Source organism: Rufibacter hautae (assembly GCF_008271695.1).
Classification (GTDB): domain Bacteria; phylum Bacteroidota; class Bacteroidia; order Cytophagales; family Hymenobacteraceae; genus Nibribacter; species Nibribacter hautae.
In genome coordinates, this window is the sequence record NZ_VKKY01000002.1 from 373,472 (window position 1) to 395,998 (window position 22,527).

A 22,527-nucleotide genomic window follows, 5' to 3' on the forward strand; every position below is an offset into this window, starting at 1 on the left:
CCCCTGTTTTGGCCCCATTTATTAGAAAATGGGGCCAAAACAGGGGCTAATTTTTATAGATGAATCTTACTTTTTCAGGAAGACCTTGAAGGTGGTGCCTTGGCCCACGGTGCTTTCCACTTCTATTTTTCCTCCGGCGTTGTTCAGAATCTTCTTCACCATATACAAGCCAACGCCTGATCCTTCTACGTGGTCATGGAAGCGCTGGAACATGGTGAAAAGGTTTTCCTGCTGCTCCGGTGACAAGCCCAGGCCGTTGTCCTGGACGGTAAGCACAATGAAGTCCTCTTGCTGGGAACAGTGCAATTTAATTTTGGGCAGTCGGTCTGGAGAGCGGTATTTGATGGCGTTAGAGACCAGGTTGTAGACGATGCTGCGCAGGTTCTTCTCAGAAAAGGAAATGTGCGGGCACTGGCTTACGTCAATATCCAGGTGGGCATCGCTGGCTTTTACCATCGGTTCCAGGTCAAGCGCCACGTCCTTCACCAGGCTGGCCAGGTTAACGGTGGTCACATCGGTGCTGTGGTCGTTCTGCAGCTTGGTAATCTCCGTGAGGTTGTCAATGGTTTTCTTGAACCGCTCCACAGCGCCCTGCATCATGGTCATGATCTGCTCCACATCTACCATCTCTGTTTCCTTGTCCAAGAGTTCTAGCTGCAACTCTCTCAACAGGGCCTCAATGTTATGGATGGGGGCTTTCAGGTCATGCGACGCGGTGTAAATGAAATTGTCCAGGTCATCGATTACCCTGAGCAGGTGCGCGTTGGTGTCTTTCAGCTTTTGCTGGGTGTCTTTCAGGTCAGACAAGTCAATGAAGGAACCCAGCACGCGGTGCGGCACCCCGTATTCATTGTGCAGGATATAGGCCCGGTTGTACACCGCGGCGTAGGATCCGTCTGGACGGACAAACTTGAACTCCTCTACCCACTGGTCCTGGCCGGTATTAACGGCTTGGTTTATTCCCTTAATCACCCGGTCTTTGTCTTCGGGGTGGATTTTGTCAAACCAGGCGTTAATCCCGTTGCCCATCTCTTCCTGCTCGTACCCTAGAATGGGTTTAAGGGTATCGCTCCACCAGAGTTCATTGCTGATAAGGTTCCAGTCCCAGATCACGTCATTGGTGGCCATGGAAACCAACCGGAAACGCTCCTGGCTATCGGAGAGCTCCTGGGTTCTTTCGGCTACACGCATCTCCAGTTGCCCGTTCAGTTTGATCAGGTCTTCCTCGGCTATTTTCAGGTCTTCGTAGGCCAGCAGGATCTTCTCCTCGGCAAAGCGCTTCTCGGTGATATCGGCCATGGTGAGGGTAAGGCCATCACCCATTTTGGCGGCGGCAATCTCGTACCAGCCCCTATGGCCGTTCAGCTCCAGGTTCTGTTCTATGTGCAGGGCCTGGCCAGATTCCACCAGTTGCTCCAGTTTCTTGAGCAAACCGGTCTTTTTCAGGAAAGCCATCTCGGGCATAATGCTCTGGTGCAGCAGTTCGGCCTGGGGTTTTCCAATGAGCTGCTCGGCCTTTTTGTTCAGGAGCGTCCACTTGAAATCATAGATTCCCTGGTCTTGGTTGCGCACCGCCTTAAAGGCCATGATGCTGTTGAGTGAACTGTTGAGCACGCCCTGCACCACGTTGCTGAGGGTTTTCAAAGTGGTCACATCCACGAAGCTGAGCACCACGCCGTCTTTGTTCCCGTCATGCTTCAGGTAGGGGATGATGCGCATGAGAAAGAACCGGCCGTCAGTGGTCTCTACTTCCTGTTCCACCTCGGCAGAGGTGTTGTTCACCTTCTGGATGTCTTCAAGCCAGCGGGAATACCTGAGGTTGTGCGACAGGTGGTGAATAGGCCGGCCTAGATCTATGTCAATGATGTTGATCAGTTCCTTTACCGTGGGCGTGAACTTCCGGATGACCAAGTGGTGGTCCAGGAAAAGTTGCCCGATGTTGGAGCTCCGGATATAGTTGTCCAGGTCCTCGTTGAGTTCCTGCAGTTCCTTTATCTTGAGCTGATGCTCTGAGTTTACCGTGTGCAACTCCTCATTCAAAGATTGCATCTCCTCATTGGAGCTCTGCAGTTCCTCGTTAGAGGACATGAGCTCCTCGTTGGTGGACTGCAGTTCCTCGTTGGAGGTGCTCAGGTCCTGTACGGTCAGGTGCAGGCTTTCGCGGGCTTCCTTTAATTCCGACTCTAAAATGGAAAGCTGGTTGAAATACTCGGTATCGGCCTCAGACACCAGGGAAGGCTCCAAATTTTTAAGCGTGGGGTTGGCCCTGTTGATCTCCTGCAGCAACACCAGCAGCACCTTGGGCATGTCCTGCTCCACTGAGATAGGCTTCACTGTGAGGTTGAGCAACTGGTTTTTGGAGTCCAGCGGCACCATTACCTGGCGGGTTATGGTCTTTTGGTTTTTCAGCACCTTCCGGATGTCCACGCTCAACGTCACGGCCAGTTCTTTTGGCACCATTTTGAGTAAATTGAGCTGTAAACGCTTTTCGGGGAGCTTCAGGAAACGGTTGAAATCCCCGATGCCGTGCAGGAGCTGGTAATTGTCATCAATGTATAAGCCGGCCAGTTTCAGGTCCTCGGCCACGGCATCCATGAACACGTCATTGTAGCGCAAGGCTTGGGCGTTGCGGTAGGTGGGCAGGCTGTCTTCAGAGGAGGAGCGGGTGTGGTGAGATACCCCAAACGTCTGCTGCGTGCCCTTGCTTTCCTTCACCTTCTGAAAGATCTTCCATTTGCGGTTCTTCTCCGCGAAATACGTTTTCAGGTCACCTATATGCTCGCTGGGCCCCAGGAATAGGTATCCGTGCTGTTTAAGGGCATACGGGAACACAGACATCACCTTCTTCTGCAGGTCAGGGTTCAGGTAGATGAGCATGTTCCGGCAGGTGATGAGGTCTATCCGGCTGAAGGGCGGGTCTTTCTGCAGGTCGTGCTGGGCGAAAACCACCAACTTTCTGATGTCTTCCTTAATGGTGTAGCGGTTGTTCTTGTGATGGAAAAACCGCTGCAGCCGCTTCTCACTCACGTCTTTGTTGATGGAGTTGGGGTACACGCCCTTGGAGGCCTGCCTGATGGCCCGCTGGTCCACGTCGGTGGCAAAAAGTTTGACTTGCGTTTCACGGCCAATTCTCTCAAAACACTCCTGAAACAGGATGGCAATGGAAAATACCTCTTCGCCGGTACTGCAGGCCGTGACCCATACCTTGATAGTTTCCCCCTCGGGGGTGCTGGCAATGATCTGCGGAATGATCTCCTCCTCCAGTGCCTCAAAGGCCTCCGGGTCACGGAAAAAACGGGTCACCCCGATGAGGAACTCCTGGCAAAGCTGTTTTATCTCCGCGGGGGTTTCATGTATATAGTTCAGGTAGTCTGGCAGGGTCTGCACCTTGAGTAAATCCATCCGCTTTTTGATGCGGCGGTAAATGGTACCTTGTTTGTAGCTTTTGAAATTGGTTTGGGTATGCGTGCAGATCAAATCCAGGATCTCCTGCAGCACCTCATCGTCTTCCTCCAGGACGTTGTTTTTGTCAATAAGGGTCTTCACCAGCGGAATCTGGCGGGTGTATTCCAGAATCTCCTGGGGCATGCGGTCTGGCGTGAATACAAAATCCACTGATCCGGTTTCTATGGCGCTGCGGGGCATGCCGTCAAACTTAGCCGATTCTGGGTCCTGCACCATTACCATGCCTCCGGCCGATTTGATCATTTTCACGCCTTTGGTGCCGTCTGTCCCGGTGCCGGAGAGCACCAGGCCAATGGCGTACCGGCCCCGGTCTTTGGCCAGGGATTCAAAGAAGACGTCAATGGCAAAATTGGGCTCCCGGTTCCTGATCTGGTCTACCAGGTGCAGGCGGCCTTTTCTCAGGGTCAGTTGCTTTCCGCTGGGCAGCACGTAAATGCAGTTGGGGCGGGTGATCATGTCATCCTCTGCCTCCTGCACGCGCATTTGGGTGTGCTTTGACAGCAGCTCCGCCATCAGGCTCTTGTGGTCCGGCGACAAGTGCTGAATGATGACAAACGAGAAGCTTGAGTTATTGGGAAAATGGTCAAACAGCTTATGAATAGCCTCTAATCCACCCGCAGAAGCGCCAATACCTATGAGGTAATGGTCTGTCTTGGGGAGTATATCGGGCTGCTTTAAACTTACCATGGGCAATCAATTAGGTTATCTGTCTTAAGAAATTTACCGGGGTGGGAGGGACCTCAGTATCTTTCCTTGATGATTTTCTCTAAGACAGCACTTCTCAGGTTCTCGGCCGCCTCAATCTCTTCCTCCAGCCACGGCAGGGCGGTCTGTTTCACCGTTTCCTGGTAGATGGCAAAGGAATTGCGCGGGTGATAGGTTTTACCATCCGTCTCCATCTGGATGGCCTGGTTGGGGTTTCCGCCCCAACTGATGGTCTGCAGCACCTCTGGCCGGAACCCCAGAATGTATTCGCCCTGGTCTGCGTTAATGGGCAGCGCAATAAGCCCACTGGCCACGTCTTTGTAGTCGCGGGCCCGCACGTACTGGCTGGGCAGGGTGTCGGTGGCAAACAGTTTATCGGTCTGGCTCCGGCGGAGCCAGTAAATGAGTTCTTTCATTTCCTGGCCAGTAGGTACAGTCCCACTCGTCCAAACGCCGCCCTCAAACAACACTGCCGCACCGGAGAGGTTTAGCAGGTTCCGGATGCCGATGTTGTCTGCCAGCAGGCCGTCGGTGAAGCTGTCCTGGGTGTATAACTGCTCCAGTAGCTGGGCGTGCATACCCCGCAGTTGGGCCCTTAACCCAATGGCCTGTTCCCGCTCCTTGGCCGCCAGCTGCGCCGAGACAATGCCTGTTAAAAGCTCCAGCGCCGACCGTAACTCATAGCTGGGGTTTTTGGCAGTTTTGTGGTGACAGGAGATAAGTCCCCAGAGTTTATTGTCAATGATGAGCGGCAAAGACATGGAGGCGGTGATCTGCAGATTGGCCAGGTACTCTAAATGCACGGTGGCCACACTCCTCAAGTTACAATCAGACAGATCAGTGAACCGCTGGGAGATGGGGTTGATAAGCGGCGTTAAGCGCACGGGCGTATAAGACCTGGTAGGAATGAGCCGGTAAGGATTCCTGAAATACAGATCCCTGGACTGCTTGGGAACATCAGAGGCCGGAAACCGCAAGTCCAGGTAATCATCCATGTCTTCTTCTTTCGCCTGCCCAATCACAATTCCGTTCCACTGCGGATCGAACTGGTAGGCCAGCACGCGGTCAAAGCCGGTGAGCGATTTGATGGCTTCTACCGTCAACTGGGCAATCTCACCTACAGTACCGGCCTGTTTGAGGCGGGAGGTGAAGTACTTTGTCTGCTGGTACATCTCCAGGAAAGAATCCTTGGAGGAGGAATCCTGGTTGTCTTCCAGTTCTATCAAAGCGTACCCTTCTTTGGGATGGACCTGCGCCGTGCAGGTAGTTTCTTTTCCAGGCGCCTTAAACGTTACGCTGAAAGGGACTTTCACCAGATCGCTGGGACCCTGCACCTTCTCCTGAATATCAGCGAACTGAGAGGCCGGTAAGAACTGGGACAGGGGTTGGTTCAGAAGGTCTGATGGGGAAACCCCTAGAAGCTGCTCCACGTTTTCGCTCACCTGCACCAGTTTCAGGTCAGTAATGTCAAGGGTTAAAAGCACCCCATGGGGTTGAATCAAATTTACCAGGTGCAGGGGAATGCTTCCGCAAAACTCTGAGTCATAGTTCTTTTCTATAGCAATCTGAAGGGGGGCTTGCTTTTTCTCCATGGGGGTTATGTCTGTCAAGGCAAAGGGTACGCTAAAGCAGGAAAACTGAGAACTGTTGGCCTATTCTTTCAATTAGGCGGAAGCTACAGAAATACAGCTATAAGTTGACTCTCTGGATAAGGCAAATGTATCTAATTCCAAAAATAAAACGGGCTATCTTACTTTAAATTTTCACTAACAAAACATATTCCCATCAATACTGTTTAGCGCCTGTTTTTACAAATTCCATATCAAAATAGAAGTTGAGGTACAATACCATTACGGTGCTATTAATCATATAAGATAATACTGAAGAGTTACCCTGCAGAATTTTAGGACTATCTGAATCAACTTTGTGTAAACTCCCTGGCTTCCTCCATAATCATTTAATAATTTATCCTCCATCCTATAAAAGGAAGAGAGCCAGAAAAAAAATTGGAAAAATTTTGATTTTGTATTTCAGATGTTTTTGATACGTTTTAAACAAGATATGCTAAAATCAGAAGTATCTATAATTATATAAATCAAATTTTATTAATAGTTTTATTAAGTAGAAGAGGCTGTGTTGTAAAAGATTAGGTGAACTTCTGGTGACTGTTTCTGGTTGGCTGTTCAATAATATAAATAATTGAACAATTTATAAGATACATCTTATTTAAAAGCCACATGGATACTTTATCTATTAGCAGAAAAGACAACCACAATTTCAAGGTTTGGATGTTACTGTGGGCATTTTCCATCTTTGGATATCTTCCGGCCTTTGCCCAAAGCACTGTTACTTATACAGCCGGTGACTACCGGACAACCACAGCCGGAAGTCTGGGCCAAACAGCAGGGACCAGTTTACTGGAGCAGCTAACAGCCCAAGGCGTTTGGGTTCCTGCCACTTACCCATTGCCTACTACGGCCACCTTATATATAGAACATCCTACGCAACTATCAGGAACGCTCCAGGTAACTAACCTAACCCTTAATGCACAGAAAACCCTCACTATTCCGGCAGGTGCAAAATTAATAGCCACTACCAAATTGGCGCTTGCACCATCTGCAGAACTTTTGCAGGAAGGCGAAATAGAGAACCGTGGATTGCTTCAGTTGCAGAGCAACTCCAGACTTATTATAAAATCATTAACCTATAGAGCTTCTTCCCTTATTTGGTCTGGGACAGAGGAAATGGATGCTACGTCTGAGGTGAGAATTGAAGCGGCCGCGGCCAACGCATTGCTCTTTAGTGGCAGCCATCTTTCAGCACAGGCCCACGGATTTTGGTTCGGCCGTTTAACGTTAGCGCCAACACAGGCAGGTTCTCAGTGGCAATTAACCGATGCAAACGCTCCTTTGGCTGCCCAGGCCTTCCATGCTACGATTCCGGCAACTTCTTCCCTTGTCCTTTTAGGGGCTTCCAACTTGTCCTTGCAGTTTGGGCAAGATGTATCGCTGACCGGCGGGGCTTACTATCTGCAAAACCAAAGTAGCGGCACAGGTATTGTGAATGTTGCCGGGCACCTGGCTTTGCAAGGCGCCACCCTTGCTTTGAACCAAACCTCCAATGCAACGGTGACTTCTATCCTGGACCTGAAGGGAAACCTTCTGGTAGATGCAGCCTCGGTGATCAACAACAGCAGCACTGTGAGCACCTCGTCCAGCGGGATCAGGTTCTCTGGGACTAACTGGCAGACCCTGCAAGCTACCGGCCCCATCAACCACGTTTCTTTGGTTGCTAAAGCCGGCGCCATGGTACGGCTGGGGCAGCACCTGCGGCTAAACCCTTCTAACTCCGTTTACGCCGGAACTTTCACGGTGGAAAATGGGGCTGCCTTGGATTTCGGGGTGGATGCGAACAACACTGGGTACCAGGTTCAGGGGCAGGGTTACTTCAATTTAAACCAGGGCGGCACCTTATATATTACCAGCGCGCAAGGAATCAATACCACCGGCGCCACCGGCAACGTGGTAGTAACCGAAAGCCGGCGAACCTTCCACAATTTGGCCACTTTCATCTATAACGCGAAAATCCCACAGCAAACGGGAAATGCTTTTATCGCCACCGCCAGCGGCAAGATTGTTGTCATGGATAACCCCACTTCCGTTACCATTACCAAAAACATAGGCATCTCCAGCAGCAAAACCCAATACCCAACGGGGGGTAGGTTAGAAATAAAACAAGGGACCTTGATTTCCACCGCCTCCACTGATATTACTGGTACGGGTGCGTTGGTGATGAGCGGGGGAACCTACCAAATAGGAACCTTGAATGTGAGTATGGTACCGCAGCTTTCCGGTACGTATACCTTGACCAATGGAACCATTGAACTGACGGGCGCCGGGGCGCAAACCCTTAGAGGCGATACCTATAACAACGTGACGGTAGGCGGAAGCAATGATGCCAAAACCATTTCCTCTACTACCACCATCAACCAGAACTTAACCATCCTGCCCAACGCTGTTTTTGATATCAGCAACAAAACCCTGAAAGGGGAGGGTGGCCTTACCATGACCGGAGGTCTGTTCCGGACAAGTAAAACCAGCAATACCTTGCCTGAACTCACCGGAAAGAACATGCCCTACAACATAACGGGCGGTACCATTGAGTTTTACGGCTCCATCAACGGGCAGAGCCAATCTATACGGGGCACTTACGGGAACTCCCAGAAGGTTACCTATAACAATTTGCTGCTGACGGCTACGGAAACCAACACCATGAATGACCTAGGCAACCATCTGTTAACCGCCAATTTTGATGTGACGGGTACGCTTACCGTAAAAGCACCGGCTGCCTTGCAAATGGCGACAAACCGTGCGGTGGGCGGAACCGGGAACTTCATAGTGGAAGACGGCGCTACCTTGCTCTATGGTTCTCCCCAAGGGATTAAGATGACTGGGACCGGCACCTCAGACGGCAATGTGAGGGTTAGCGGGACCAGAAGTTTCTCCCCAAATGCAAATTACGGCTTCATCGGGAATTCAGAAATGGTCTCCGGCGATGCTTTGCCTTCCACGGTCCAAAATCTTTTGGTAGCGAAAACCAACGGCAGTGGCGTGACCTTGTCCAAAAACGTGACCGTGTCAGGGGTGTTTACGATGAGAAGCAGCCTCTTCAAAACTGAGGGGTATGAATTGTCCTTGCTTAGCCAGGCAGAGTCAGCCTTGCAGTTTGCCGATTCCACTTTCTACATCCAGGGTACCCTGCGGAGAGCAGTGGGAAGCAGCGGCATTTATTCTTTCCCCATCGGGAACGCAGCGGGAAAACGGAACCTTGATCTGGTGTCTATTGGTTTAGCTGGGAATGGTTTCCAGAGCATCGCCGTAGAATTTAAACCAATCATAAACCATCAAGACACAGATATGTTCCTGACCGAGGGATCTTACAGCTACACGCATATTGCGCCGGAAGGCGTGTGGTATGTGGAGCCGAATGCGAAACCCATTACTGGAAGCTTTACCGCCACTGCTTCTTTGCAGGGCTTCAACAACCTTTCAGACAACAAATTCGCGCTTTTGGCCAGACAAGCTAACTCCACCAGCGGCAAAGACTGGTCCACGGGAGGAGGAACTTTGGATGCGCCCAACAAAGAAGGCCGAACGGTAGCGGGCGGGTACGCCAAACGAAACTTCATGACGCAGTTCGGGCAACTGGCTATCGCTACCATGGAATCTGTGTTGCCGGTTTCCTGGCTGTACGTGAAAGCCGAACGTAAAAACCAGGAGGTACAGCTCCAATGGGCTACGGCTACTGAGATCAACAATGACCACTTCGAGGTGGAGTTCTCCCAGGACGGCAAGACGTTTACCCAAGCCGGAATCGTAAAAGGTGCCGGAAACAGCAGCGTGCAGAAAGATTACAGCTTTGACCACCAGTCCTCGGCCAAAGGCACCGCTTATTACCGCGTGAAACAGGTAGACCTAGACGGGAAATTTGAATACAGCAAGGTGGTAGCTGTGCAAGGCGGTGGTGCTGCCTTGGCCCAAATCACGCTGTATCCAAACCCGAGCCATGATTTTCTGCACTTAGGCAACGTGACGTTAGATCCTACTGCTTTGGTGGAGATCCTGGATGCCCAGGGAAGACAAGTAAACAAGATCAAACCTGTGATGGAAGGTGCCACGCCCAAGATTCCGGTTCAGCAATTACCCTCGGGCAACTACATCCTTCGGGTGAAGAACGCCAGCCAACTCATCCAACAGCGGTTTGTAAAGTTTTAAGCTGTTTAGGGCCTGTTTTTATAAAACAGATTAAAAAAGAGAGGTCAGGTTCTGTGTGAACCTGACCTCTCTTTTTATTTAGCAACATTTCAACTTAGCACATCAGCACATTGAAAAATTAGCACATTAATACGCCCGTCCTTCTTTGTTTTCCATGAAGTTCACGAAGGCGCGGTTCACCACTTTCATACCGCCCGGGGTAGGGAAGTTGCCGGTAAAGTACCAGTCCCCTAGGTGGTTAGGGATGGCTTCGTGCAGGTTCTCCACGGTTTGGAAAATCACCTGTACCTCGGCTTTGACGCTGGGCGCTTTTACAATCTGGGCCACTTTGCAACTGATCTCTTCAGGAGAGAACTGGTTATACAGTTCCTGTACGAAGTTCTTTTCCCGGGCCTGTCCATTGGACAAAGCGGTTTGGCAATTCTGGTACACCTCTTTGGCTAGGCCTTCACTGTTTCTGTCTTTGAGCAAGCCCATCATGGCCCTGAACGCCACGAACTCTTTCATCTTAGACATGTCAATGCCATAGCAGTCTGGGTAGCGGATCTGAGGTGCACAAGACACAATGATGATCTTTTTAGGTCCCAAGCGGTCCAGCATTTTGATGATGCTTTTCTCCAGAGTAGTGCCGCGCACAATAGAGTCGTCAATTACCACCACGGTGTCAACGCCTTTTTTCACCACTTCATAGGTCGTGTCATAGACGTGGGCCACCAGATCGTCGCGGGAGTCGTTGTCGGTGATGAAGGTGCGGAGCTTGGCGTCTTTGATGACCAGTTTTTCCACCCTCGGGCGGAAAGAGAGGATGTTCTCCAGTTTGTCCACATCGCCATCTGCTTCTACAATAGCTTTGCGGCGGTAGGAGCGGAGGTAGTCTTCCACGCCTTCCATCATGCCCAGGAAAGAGGACTCGGCGGTGTTGGGGATGTAGGAGAAAACGGTGTTCTCCAGGTCATGGTTGATGGCTTTGAGTACCTGCGGACTCAGCAGTTTGCCCAGCATTTTGCGCTCCTGGTAAATCTCTGGATCGTTTCCGCGGGAGAAGTAGATGCGCTCAAAGCTGCAGGATTTTTTCTCCAGGGCCGGCAACACTTCTTTCTCAGAGGCTTCGCCGTTTTTGGTCACGATGAGCGCATGCCCCGGAGTGATCTCCTTGATCTGGCTGTAGTCCACCCCGAAAGCGGTTTTGATGGCCGGCTTCTCAGAGGCCACCACCACTACTTCATCGTCCATGTAATAATAGGCCGGGCGAATGCCGGAAGGGTCACGAACCACAAAGGAGGCACCGTAACCGGTGAGGCCTGCCATGGCATAACCGCCGTCAAAGTCCTTGCAGGCCCGGCGCAGAACGCGCTGTAGGTCCAGGTTCTCTTCAATGAGGGCGGTGATTTCCTCGTTGTTGTGGTCTGGCTTGAAGTAGTCAAAAAGGCGCTGGTTTTCCTCGTCCAGGAAGTGGCCGATTTTTTCCAGCACGGTCACAGTGTCAATCTTCTGGCGCGGGTGCTGACCCAGGTCGGTGAGCACGTTGAAAAGCTCGTCCACGTTGGTCATGTTGAAGTTACCGGCCACGGCCAGGCTTCGGTTGCGCCAGTTGTTTTCCCGCACCATGGGGTGGCAGTTGTCTACGCTGTTGAGCCCGTGGGTGCCATAACGCAAATGGCCCAGATACACATCGCCCATGAAGGGGAGATTCTCTCTGAGCCACTGGACATTCTTCGCTTCCTCGGGGTACTTGCGTTTCAGCTTGCCGTATTTCTCGCTTATTTTCCCAAAAATAGCATCAATCGCTTTGGTCTTGACCGAGCGGTACCGGGCAATGTACTCGGTGCCGGGCGTGGTGTTGATCTTGATGCTGGCAAAGCCGGCGCCGTCTTGCCCACGGTTGTGCTGTTTCTCCATGAGCAGGTACATCTTCTGGATGCCGTACATGGGGGTGCCGTATTTCTCTGTGTAATATTCTAAGGGTTTGCGGAGGCGGACCAAGGCAATCCCGCACTCATGTTTTATCGCATCACTCATGGTAATTGGTTTTAAGCCGGAGGCGCGTGTTCAATGGCATCCGGTGGCCCAAGCGGCTTGGCTAAGGAGTTCGGCCGAAAAGGCATGCAAAGGTAAGAGTAAAAACACGTATCGCACTAGCTAAAATCTATTTTCTATAGCCCTTCTTTTCGGTACTAACGAAGAAAATACAACGCATGTGCCTTGAACCCTTAAAGCTCCCAAGAATGTCATAGTAGGGCTGTTTAAAGTGATATACTAATTGATACTTAGTGGTTTACGAAAACCGATTTAGGCCTGCTTTTCAAAAATAGAAGCGAAAACAAGCGGTGTCATTAGGTCACGCGGGCGCTTGTTGCCTACCTTTGCGGCCATGAACAAACAAGTACAGGTCCACGGGGCCTTGTTTCTGGTGGCGCTTATCTACGGGGCCAATTACAGCATCGCCAAAGAGATCATGCCAGCTTACGTGGGGCCCTTCGGGCTGATTGTGATACGGGTGGTCAGTGCGGTGCTGGTGTTTGGGAGCCTCTCGCGGTGGGTGGTGAAAGAGAAAATCCAAAGCAAAAACGACTGGGTCCGGATTATCCTCTGCGGCTTATTCGGGATCACCCTGAACCAACTCTCGTTCTTCAGCGGCCTTAACCTGACCTCGCCCATCAACGCCTCGCTTATCCAGACGGTGTCGCCGGTGGTGGTGGTTTTGCTGTCTTCGTATCTCTTGAAAGAGCGGATTCAGGTTTACAGAATGGTGGGCATTCTGCTGGCGGGCTTGGGCGCCATGATGCTCATCTCGGGCAAGGCGGGCAACGCGCAGGGAAACATCCTGGGCGATATCCTTATGCTGGTAAACGCGGCCTGTTTTGGGGCTTTTTTGGTGCTGGTGAAACCGCTTATGCAGCGCTATAATCCAATCACGGTGGTGAGCAGGGTGTTTCTGGCGGGCTCGTTGGGGGTGATTCCCTTCGGCCTGGGGCAGGTGATGAAGCCGCACTACGCCACATTCCCGGCTTCTATCTGGGGCGCCATCGCGTTTGTAATCATCGGGATGACTATTCTGGCGTATCTGCTGAACGTCTGGGCCATGAAATACGCCAGCCCGGCGCTGGTGGGCGTGTACATTTACCTGCAGCCCGTCTTCGCTATTCTCATTGCGGTGAGTTTGGGTAAAGACCTGTTTACGTGGCAGAAAGCGCTGTACGCGGCCATAATTTTTGGGGGCGTATACCTGGTGAGCAAGCCTAAGAAGCAGCCGGCGCAGGTATAGTCCGCAAAAAATACCGTATAAATGGCACCTTGTCTTTGGCAAAGGCGTTGAAGGGTTTACAAAAAAATGCAAAATGACTGACCAGACCCACTACGAAGATGACGCGCTGCACCATCTCTTTTTATTGGTAGAGGCCCAGGATGCCACCTGTATGCTCAACCTGGCGGGGCACCCGCTCCGCATCAGGGAGGTTGTTTTCCAGATGGTTGATAACGGATGCCGGGTAAGCAAAGTAGAAGCGGATTTCTACAATATGTTTCTCTATGACAAGGAGGTAACCGAGATTTACGATTACCTTACCACCATTATCAAAGTGAAGTTTGTGACAGTATAATCCTTAGTTGCCGTTTTGCGTCTGTTTTCAAAAAAGGGCGCAAAAACGGAAGTCTTCTCAGAACCAATCCCTCCAAACCCCCACGCCTTCAAGACAGGGGTAAAACAAAGTTTCGGCAAAAACGGTAAGGAAACAGATGATCCCCATCATCTGCCAACTAAGCCACTTTGCATGAACCAGACCTTCAGAATAGAACACGACTTCCTGGGCGAGAAAGAGATTCCCAACACGGCCTACTATGGCGTGCAGACGCTCAGGGCATTGGAGAACTTCAATATCACGGGTATCACCAATGCTTCTGAGCCGCTTTTCATTGTAGCCTTTGCCTACGTGAAAAAAGCCGCCGCCATGGCTAACCGCGACTTGGGTGTGCTGGACAAGAAAAAGGCCGAAGCCATCATTTTTGCCTGCGACGAGCTCATTGCCGGCAAATACCGCGACCAGTTTGTCACAGACCTGATCCAGGGTGGGGCGGGCACCTCGGTGAACATGAACGCAAACGAAGTCATCGCCAACATTGGCCTGGAGTACCTGGGTTACCAGAAAGGCCAGTACGAGTTCCTGCACCCCAACAACCACGTCAACTGCTCCCAATCCACGAACGATACCTATCCGACGGCCATCATGATGGCGCTGCACCTCAAGGTGGATGTGTACCTGAAGGCGCTGGCAGATTTGAAGGAGTCTTTTCTTAAGAAATCCAAGGAATTTAAGAACGTGCTGAAGATGGGCCGCACCCAGTTGCAGGATGCCGTACCGATGACCTTGGGCCAGGAATTTCACGGTTTTGCCACCACCATCAATGATGACATCAAGCACCTGCGCGAGGCCCAGCGGAAACTCACCGAGTGCAACATGGGCGCTACCGCCATTGGCACCAGCATCAACGCCCCGCAAGGCTATCCACAGCTGTGTACCAAGTACCTGGCCCAGATCACCAAACTGCCCATCACCCTGGCCCCGGACCTGATTGAGGCTACCTCTGACATGGGTTCTTATGTGCTGGTATCGGGTATGCTCAAGCGCAGTGCCATCAAAATCTCCAAGATCTGCAATGACCTGCGTCTCTTGTCTTCCGGTCCGCGGGCCGGTCTGAATGAGATTCGGCTGCCGCCTATGCAACCGGGTTCTTCCATTATGCCGGGTAAAGTAAACCCCGTAATTCCGGAGGTGGTGAACCAGACCGCCTTCTATGTCATCGGGGCCGATGTCACCATCACCATGGCAGCCGAGGCGGGGCAGTTACAGCTCAATGTCATGGAGCCGGTCATCGCCTTCAGTCTGTTCACTTCCATGAACTACATGATCAACGCCATTGCCACCTTGCGCACCAAATGCGTGGACGGCATCACCGCCAACGTGGAGGTTTGCCGCGAGGAAGTCATGCGCAGCATTGGCATTGTCACCGCCTTGAACCCGATCCTTGGTTACGAGACCTCGGCCGCCATTGCCAAAGAGGCCCTAGCCACGGGTAAAGCCATTCACCAGATTGTGGTACTGGAGCGCAAACTCATAGACCAGGCTAAATGGGACGAGATCTACTCTTTTGAGAACATGATTCACCCGGTTTACATCAACGGTTAGTTTTGCCGTGATCCAGAAAGGTTTTTCTTTGGAAAGGGAAAAGGAGCGCTGCTGTTTTAAGTCTGTTTAAGAGAAAATAGGCCTAGAACAGCATTTGCTAGATACAAGCACTTGGCAGTATAAGCCGGTTAAAATATCGTTATGAATAGAAGAATATTTCAGGTCATTGATGGCGTGCAGAAGCAGGTGGGAGAAGGGTTTTCGGTCACCAGCCCCATGCCCGGTTTCCGCATCAGGCAGCTCAGCCCTTTTCTGCTCATTGACCATACCGGCCCCATGCCCGTGCAGCCCACTGATAAACCATTGGGGGCCGACCCACATCCGCACCGCGGCTTTGAAACCGTCACCATCGTGTACCAAGGTTACCTGGCCCACCGCGACACCGCCGGCTACAGCGGAAAAATTGGTCCGGGTGATGTGCAGTGGATGACTGCCGGCGCCGGCTTGCTCCACGAGGAGCGGCACGAGAAAGAGTTTGCCCGCCAAGGCGGTGTGCTGGAGTTGATTCAGCTGTGGGTGAACGTGCCTAAGAAAGATAAAATGGCGCCGCCGCGCTACCAGGAACTGAGAAGCGGCAGCATTCCGGTTATCTCCACGGCAGAAGGAAAAGGAACCATCCGGGTGGTATCTGGAAACTACGGCGGAGTACCAGGCCCTGCCGAGACCTTTTCACCCATCACCATCCTAGACATCTTTCAACCCAAAGGCGCAAAACTCCAGCTAAACTTACCAGCGGCTTACAACGTGGGCATTTACGTGGTGAAAGGCAGCCTGCTGCTGCACGGGAACCGACCCGCCCAGACAAAGCAAATGGTGGTATTTGGCTGGGATGCCGACGGCATAGAACTCACTATTGAAGAAGACTCTACCTTCCTGGTGCTGGCCGGAGAGCCCATAGAAGAACCGCTCGCCACCTACGGTCCCTTCGTGATGAACACCAACCAGGAACTGGTGCAAGCTATCACCGATTACGAGAACGGTCAGATGGGTAGCTTCGCAGATTGAGCTTATGAATCTTGCTGCCTTGTTTTTCAATTAAATTCTAAGACTTAGCGATTTATGGCTGTTTTCTTAAAAACCCATCAAAACGTAAAAAGGCAAAGGATTGTAGGACTGGTGGTAAGTTTTCCCAAAAATGCATTTGGGTGTAAATTCAGCTTCTTTCATAGCCAAAGATTTTGCGGAACTTGTTCTTGATAAATGAAACTTTCTCCCGTCAACTACCCTTAAGAAGGGGAACCCTAGCCTTAAATAATCATAATGTTTGAACATTCTCTTTTTCATAAACTCCCTCCTAAAAACCAGGCAGAATTATTGGAGAAGAAAGGAATAGTGCTTACCAAGCGCCATCTTAATGGATGGGCTATCACTTTATTTTCTTTAGAAAACCAATTTCTGGAAGTTTGGTCAAAGAAGGACCTGGAGATAATTGGCTCCTTCCATTCTGCGGTAAGCTATATGGACATTATTGAACCCTACATGCACGTGCTGGATGTGCCGAAAGAGTCTTAACCCTTTTGACTATAAAATATTTAAATCAGCCGCTGGGGAAATCATTCTTCAGCGGCTGATTTTTTTGTAGGATAGGGCTTGGGCAAACAGTCTAACTTATATCGCCAAACGGTAAACCTCTTATCTCCTTGGTTTGAATAGAGGTAAGTGTCTATTTAAGCCAAAGTCTTCATAAAGCAAAAAGCCCCTTGCAATTTACTGCAAGGGGCTTTCTTGTTAAAGTAAGGGAAGGTTATTGGCGGACTACACGCAATGTCTTCACCTCATTTCCTTTGGTCAACCGGATGATGTATACCCCAACATTCGCGGATCTGGCATCCCACTTGGCAGTAATGGTTTCAGCAGTTTTAGCTTTGCCTTTCTGCAGTTGTTTTACTAAAGCACCTTTCATGTCATAGATGTCCAGGCTGTACGCTTCATCCTGTGCCACATTGAACTCAACCGAAGCCTCATATGTGAGTGGGTTAGGGTAGGAAGTAAACTTCACCTCTTGGCTCACTGGCAACTCAGCCACAGCAATAGCGCTGGATGTTTTAGTACCGGTTTTAGCAGCCTCATGGATTACGATGGATCCTCCGCCTAGAGTCGTATTTGTAACCGTACTTATATCTGCATTGTCTAGAGCGCCAATCATGTTGTCATAAACTGTAGCTCCTGCTGCATCGGTAATTTTCATGCGAATTCTATCAGAGCCACCAGCGCTAGAGGCTTGGCCATCAATAGCATTCAAGGTGAACTTATAAGTTCCTGTACCATTTATGGTTCCAACACCTCTATAACTTGCCTTGGCGCCGCCAATAACGAGGGTTGCTGTTTCATAAGAAGTACTATTGAATTTCAAGTTACCTGTTTGGAAATTGAACTCTGTTTCACCGTCTAATGCAGTAGAACCCTTTTTGTATCTTGAAACAAATCCAAAGTTGGCTTTACCAGTAGCTGTTTGATCTTTTACATAAGCACCCGCTGGAGAGTTTATCCAACCTCCGCCGGTTACAAAGCCACCGTTGGGATCATAGACAGGGAGGTATGCTATGGATGCTCTGCAGCCGCCCTCAGTAGATGCTTCTACCTGGTAGACATTAACGACCCCTAAATTTGTAATAGGAAGTGTTGCCAAACCTTCAGTATTTGTTAAAACCCTTCCTTTTTCAGTACCATCAAGCTTGAAAATTATTAAGACACCTGCAACTTTAGGAGAAACAGTGGCAGAAAGTGTTGCTGCTGAGCCAAAAGGAACCGGACTACCACTTGCGGAGGCGTCAATTGAAACACCATTAACTGTTAATACGCCTTTTGTGAAAGTAATTACATAATTGTTCGAGGTTAACCCCTTAGGAGTAATATCAAATTGAGTGACTCCATTTAGATTTCCATTTGCAGTTAATGAATAGGATAATATGCCTCCTAATACACTTGAAGTTTCATTATGAACAAAACCATCATAGCTAACTGAAAAAGATGGATCGGATTGTCCGCAATACTTGCTTGTATTTTGTGCAGTTACCACAAGGGCCTTTTTGGTGATGGTAAGGGCAGCTGGGGTATTGGAAATATCGTAGTTGCCCAACGCAGCGGCAGGGGAGAGCGTAGCGGAGATGGCATATGGACCACCGGCAACAGTTTCGCCCGCAACGCGGCTGTAGGCAGCTTGCACGTTGTCAGAGGCAAGGAATCCGGTCAGCGTGCCTGTAAACTCAGGGTCTGCAGCGCCATACTCCTTCGTTTTCCCGGTTGTTACCACCACAGAAGCTGACTTCTTGCCGATAGTGAAATTGGCCGTGTTGTAGGTGATGTCGTAGTTGCCCAGGACACCAACTGGCGCAAGAGAAGCAGAGATTTGGTATGGACCTCCCACTACTGTCTCGCCGACGGCGCGGCTGTAGGTAGCTGTCACGTTGTCACTAGTCAAGAAGCCTGCTAAATTACCTGTTAAGGTTGGTTCAGAACTACCGTAGGTCTTGCCGTTAGCAATTGGAGTAACTGAAGCGGCCTTCTTCGTGATGGTTAAGGTAGCAGAAGTATTAATGATCTCGTAGTTGTTCAAAACAGCCACAGGAGACAATGTTGCAGTGATGGCATATGGACCATCGGCTACAGTTTCACCTGCCTCACGGTTGTAAGAAGCCTCTACATTATCATTCTCTAAGAAACCAGTCAGCGTACCTGTGAAAACAGGATCAGTAGCACCATACACCTTTGTCTTAGCTGCAACTACTACAGAAGCCGCTTTCTTTCCGATGGTGAATTCTTTCACATCGCTTGAGCCTAAGTAATTTAGGTTTTCAGCGTAGGTAGATGTTGCGGAGTATGTGCCAGCGCTAATCGGTGCGGTAGTGGAAGAAGGATAAACAGTTGGTGCTACACCAGCATAATATACTGTAACTGCCTGATCCAAACTACCAGCACCTGTTACTTTAGCGGAGGCACTATGAGCTGAACCATTATAAGTTGCATCGGTAGAAGATACAACTGTGGAGGTAAGAGCTTTGGCAATTACCAAGGTGCCTTCTGCGGAGCCGCTATAGTTATCATTGATCAGCGTAGCTAAGACCTCATAAGAACCTGCATTAATAGGGGCGGCTACGGGTGTTCCATTCTTTCTATAGCTTACTGTAACGCCAGTTACGTCAGCAGGATTAATGCTGTAGCCTACCGACTTCGCCAAACCATTGAAGGTTTGCGACAGATCAGCCGCAGTTAACGTGATAGTAGCAGTTGCCTTTTCGACGATAATTTCTACTGACTTGCTGCCCGCTTTGTAGTTATCAGCTTCGGCAGCATTCACAGTTAATGTGCGAGTGCCAGCACCTAATACCGTGCCTGCTTCGGGCGAGTAAGTCAAAATAGCGCCACCCAAGGCAGTAGCATTGAGTTGCGTTCCCGATAAAGCTGTGCCGTAAACAATGTTGGCTGGATTAGACCAGGTAATTACCTGCTCCGCTTTGTTCACGGTCAGGCTTACAGTCTCAGTAGCCTCATTGTAGTTAGTAGTCTCAGCGGCAGTTACCGATAAAGTATGCGTACCAGCATTAAGCACCGTATTGGAAGCAGGAGCGTAGGTCAATGCGCCAGCAGCCGAGCCGCCCGCGAGACCCGTCACAGTAGCATTCAGTTGAGTAGCCGACAAAGCTGTGCCGTAAGTTATGGCAGCCGGAGCGGTCCAATTAATTTTCTGATCAGCTTTAGCAATCTCTAAATTCCCTGTAACATTTTCGGCGGTGTAGTTCGGGTTGTTTAATGAAGCAATTACTGTGTAAGTACCAGCATCAGTTTTACCGTTGTTGCTAATGGTTATTCCAGATAAGTTAGCAGGCGAAGAGATGGCCGTAGCCAATTTAGCGGTGCCATCGTAAGTGTGAGTTAAATTGTCTAAGGATAAAGTAGCAGTTGCTTTGTTAATAGTTACAGTAGCGGTTTTACTGCTGCCAGTGTGGTTGGCATCACCTGTGTAAGTAGCTATAACATTATACGTGCCCGCATTAGTTGGAGCGTTGGTACTGGCTGGGTAAACAGTTGGGGCTACTCCGCTATAGCTGTATGTGAAATTAGCAGAAGTGTTCAAGCCACCAGCACCATAAGCAGAAGCTGTAGCAGCATGAGCATTGCCGTCAAAAGTAACTGTAACATCACTCATGTTTACAGTAGAGGAAGCTGGGCTGATGCTCAAATTACCACTTACATCAGTGGCTTCGTAGTTAGGGTTGTTTAATGAAGCAGTTGCTGAATAAGAACCAGCATCAGTCCCAGAGCCACTTACAATTACTCCAGATAACCCTTCAGGGCTTACAGTAGCGGTAGCAGACTTTACAGTGCCATCGTAAGTGTGTGTTAGGTTACTTAATGATAAGAAAGCGTTGGCTTTGCTAATGGTGAAGTTTTTGCTGTCAGTGGAGCCGAGATAGTCCGCAGATTCGGCGTAGGTAGCTGTTGCTTTGTAAGTACCGGCATTAGTTGGTGCAGTCGTTGAAGTGGCGTAAACCGTCGGAGCTATACCTTCATAGTAAACAGTGACCGCTTGGTCTAATTCTGCCGCACCAGTTACCTTAGCTGAGCCGCCATGTGAGGAACCATTGTAGGTAGCATCGTTCACGGTCACTACCGTTGAAGTGGCAGCTTGGCCAATTTTCAAAGTACCGCTTACACTTCCTTTGTAGTTGGCTTCGTTTACGGTTGCTGTTACTGTATAACTACCTGCATTCTTCGGAGTTGCTGAGCCAAAGTCATAGTTCAAAGTTAAGCCAGCAGGTGCAGTAGTGGCTACTACTGTTTTCACCTTATTGTCATAGGTTTGCTCTAAAGTTCCTGCTGTCCAAACGGGCGTCACAATTGCCTTTTCGACGATAATTTCTACTGACTTGCTGCTCGCTTTGTAGTTATCAGCTTCGGCAGCATTCACAGTTAATGTGCGAGTGCCAGCACCTAATACCGTGCCTGCTTCGGGCGAGTAAGTCAAAGTAGCGCCACCCAAGGCAGTAGCATTGAGTTGCGTTCCCGATAGAGCTGTGCCGTAAACAATGTTGGCTGGATTAGACCAGGTAATTACCTGCTCCGCTTTATTCACAGTCAGGCTTACAGTTTTAGTTGTAGTATTGTAGTTATTAGTAGCGGCGGCTGTAACCGACAGCAAATGGTTGCCAGCACCCAACACTACTTCCAGTGCTGGATTGTAGGTCAATTGGCCATCTCCGGTTGTTACCGAGGCATTCAATTGGGTGGCAGACAAGGCAGTGCCGTAGTTAATAGACTCAGGTGTGGTCCAAGTGATGGCCTGCTCAGCTTTGGCAACGTTGATATTTACCGTTTTGGTGATTGTTGCATATGTATTATCATTAGGAATGAAAGTAACAGATAGTTTTTGACCATCACCAGCATTTAATTTAGTTCCGGTTGCAGGTGTGTAGGTAAAAGTGCCTATTACATCTGCTGTAGCATTAAGTTGGGTTGCGCTCAATAATGTACCATAAACAATATTGGAAGGATTGGTCCAAGTAAGAGTTGGTAACTTCTTATATGTTGCAACGACTGTAGTTTTATCTTTCCCTGACCTGAAACCAGTCGATGGATTTGATGATATATATATATAATTTTTATTGTCAGAACCATTTATAATTTCTGGATATGTAAAATTTACATCTGAATTATCAACTGCACCAAATGATGAGCTACTTGTTTGTGATTTAAAAGTAGGTACGCTTTCTGTTTTTGCCTGTGATCCTGGACCTGTGTACGTGATTGTTATACCGCTAACATCAGTATTGTTGGGCAAACCTGTAACTGAGAAATCAACTCTACCATCAGTAAATACTGTAGTCGCCGAAGTGCCACTTTGGCTTCCTTTAGCAGTTACAGTAAATTTAACTCCTAAGTGCCTTTCCTCAACTTGGTAATCTATTTTCCAGTTACCATTAGCGTCTACGACAACATCATACACGTGATAATCAGGAAAATCTGGCTCCTCTTTAAACTCTACATGGACCTGTTGATCCAACGTCCAACCAGATCCAGTAATATGAGCGATTTCACCTGGCGCATAGTCCAGTTTATCAGAAGTTACTGTAGGAGCGGGCAAGCCTGCATCTACATAGGCATCACCTAACGCAAAGGCGCCTACCGTGCCTAAGATTAAAAGGCAAAGCAGGATACCGTAGCGCCTAGCGTTTGCCTTTACCATTGCAAGTAAGTTTACATTCATATGATTTTTGTTTAGATGAGAAGGGTTGATATGATTTAGTATTCGGTATGGATCAAATTTAAACATGCTAATAAAATTTTGACCTTTTATTCGGTAAGTGATAGGTTTTGAGAGTTGAGTTATAGAAGATGCAAGTTGAAGTTTAATCTTGTTTAGCGATGTTTTTCAAAGTGGTAATTTATTAAACTGCTTATTA

At 49.5% G+C, this 22,527-nt stretch carries 10 protein-coding genes; 6 read left to right on the forward strand and 4 right to left on the reverse strand.

The annotated features are described in order from the left end of the window. Positions 1–66 precede the first annotated feature (66 nt). The gene (locus tag FOA19_RS10490; protein ID WP_149090784.1) at positions 67–4,152 is read right to left on the reverse strand and encodes a chemotaxis protein CheB; all 4,086 of its coding nucleotides are present in this window, start codon (positions 4,150–4,152) and stop codon (positions 67–69) included. 53 nt (positions 4,153–4,205) lie between these two features. Beyond that, on the reverse strand, positions 4,206–5,762 hold the full coding sequence (locus FOA19_RS10495) for a GAF domain-containing protein (RefSeq protein ID WP_149090785.1): 1,557 nt from the start codon (positions 5,760–5,762) through the stop codon (positions 4,206–4,208). 645 nt (positions 5,763–6,407) lie between these two features. On the opposite strand from FOA19_RS10495, the gene FOA19_RS10500 reads away from it, so the two are divergent. Next, positions 6,408–9,944: a T9SS type A sorting domain-containing protein gene (locus FOA19_RS10500; RefSeq protein ID WP_149090787.1), complete on the forward strand. Its 3,537-nt coding sequence runs from the start codon at positions 6,408–6,410 to the stop codon at positions 9,942–9,944. A gap of 126 nt (positions 9,945–10,070) precedes the next feature. Here the strand turns inward: FOA19_RS10500 and FOA19_RS10505 are convergent, their stop codons facing one another. Continuing rightward, entirely contained in the window at positions 10,071–11,963 is a 1,893-nt protein-coding gene (locus tag FOA19_RS10505; RefSeq protein ID WP_149090788.1) for an amidophosphoribosyltransferase, read from the reverse strand. 352 nt (positions 11,964–12,315) lie between these two features. Here FOA19_RS10505 and FOA19_RS10510 point away from each other — a divergent pair, with 352 nt between their 5' ends. The 5 genes from FOA19_RS10510 (at position 12,316) to FOA19_RS10530 (ending at position 16,639) form a co-directional block, all read left to right on the forward strand. Then, a complete protein-coding gene (locus FOA19_RS10510; RefSeq protein WP_149090790.1) occupies positions 12,316–13,209 on the forward strand; it encodes a DMT family transporter in 894 nt (297 codons plus the stop codon). 73 nt (positions 13,210–13,282) lie between these two features. Continuing rightward, the gene (locus tag FOA19_RS10515) at positions 13,283–13,543 is read left to right on the forward strand and encodes a hypothetical protein (RefSeq protein ID WP_149090791.1); all 261 of its coding nucleotides are present in this window, start codon (positions 13,283–13,285) and stop codon (positions 13,541–13,543) included. A gap of 171 nt (positions 13,544–13,714) precedes the next feature. Next, positions 13,715–15,127, forward strand: coding sequence for an aspartate ammonia-lyase (gene aspA, locus FOA19_RS10520; RefSeq protein ID WP_149090792.1), 1,413 nt, complete (start codon positions 13,715–13,717; stop codon positions 15,125–15,127). 141 nt (positions 15,128–15,268) lie between these two features. Then, on the forward strand, positions 15,269–16,132 hold the full coding sequence (locus tag FOA19_RS10525; protein ID WP_149090793.1) for a pirin family protein: 864 nt from the start codon (positions 15,269–15,271) through the stop codon (positions 16,130–16,132). 309 nt (positions 16,133–16,441) lie between these two features. After that, positions 16,442–16,639 carry a hypothetical protein gene (locus tag FOA19_RS10530; protein WP_190300362.1) on the forward strand — a complete coding sequence of 66 codons (198 nt, stop codon included), beginning with the start codon at positions 16,442–16,444 and terminating at the stop codon, positions 16,637–16,639. A 232-nt stretch (positions 16,640–16,871) separates the two neighbouring features. Here FOA19_RS10530 and FOA19_RS10535 read toward each other — a convergent pair whose 3' ends face one another. After that, positions 16,872–22,331 carry an MBG domain-containing protein gene (locus FOA19_RS10535; protein ID WP_190300363.1) on the reverse strand — a complete coding sequence of 1,820 codons (5,460 nt, stop codon included), beginning with the start codon at positions 22,329–22,331 and terminating at the stop codon, positions 16,872–16,874. Between the last annotated feature and the right edge of the window lie 196 nt (positions 22,332–22,527).

Excerpts from the sequence above, each read along its gene's own strand:
- FOA19_RS10490 (WP_149090784.1), bottom strand. The coding sequence starts at position 4,152 with ATGGTAAGTTTAAAGCAGCCCGATATACTCCCCAAGACAGACCATTAC.
- FOA19_RS10495 (WP_149090785.1), bottom strand. The coding sequence starts at position 5,762 with ATGGAGAAAAAGCAAGCCCCCCTTCAGATTGCTATAGAAAAGAACTAT.
- FOA19_RS10500 (WP_149090787.1), top strand. The coding sequence starts at position 6,408 with ATGGATACTTTATCTATTAGCAGAAAAGACAACCACAATTTCAAGGTT.
- FOA19_RS10505 (WP_149090788.1), bottom strand. The coding sequence starts at position 11,963 with ATGAGTGATGCGATAAAACATGAGTGCGGGATTGCCTTGGTCCGCCTC.
- FOA19_RS10510 (WP_149090790.1), top strand. The coding sequence starts at position 12,316 with ATGAACAAACAAGTACAGGTCCACGGGGCCTTGTTTCTGGTGGCGCTT.
- FOA19_RS10515 (WP_149090791.1), top strand. The coding sequence starts at position 13,283 with ATGACTGACCAGACCCACTACGAAGATGACGCGCTGCACCATCTCTTT.
- aspA (WP_149090792.1), top strand. The coding sequence starts at position 13,715 with ATGAACCAGACCTTCAGAATAGAACACGACTTCCTGGGCGAGAAAGAG.
- FOA19_RS10525 (WP_149090793.1), top strand. The coding sequence starts at position 15,269 with ATGAATAGAAGAATATTTCAGGTCATTGATGGCGTGCAGAAGCAGGTG.
- FOA19_RS10535 (WP_190300363.1), bottom strand. The coding sequence starts at position 22,331 with ATGAATGTAAACTTACTTGCAATGGTAAAGGCAAACGCTAGGCGCTAC.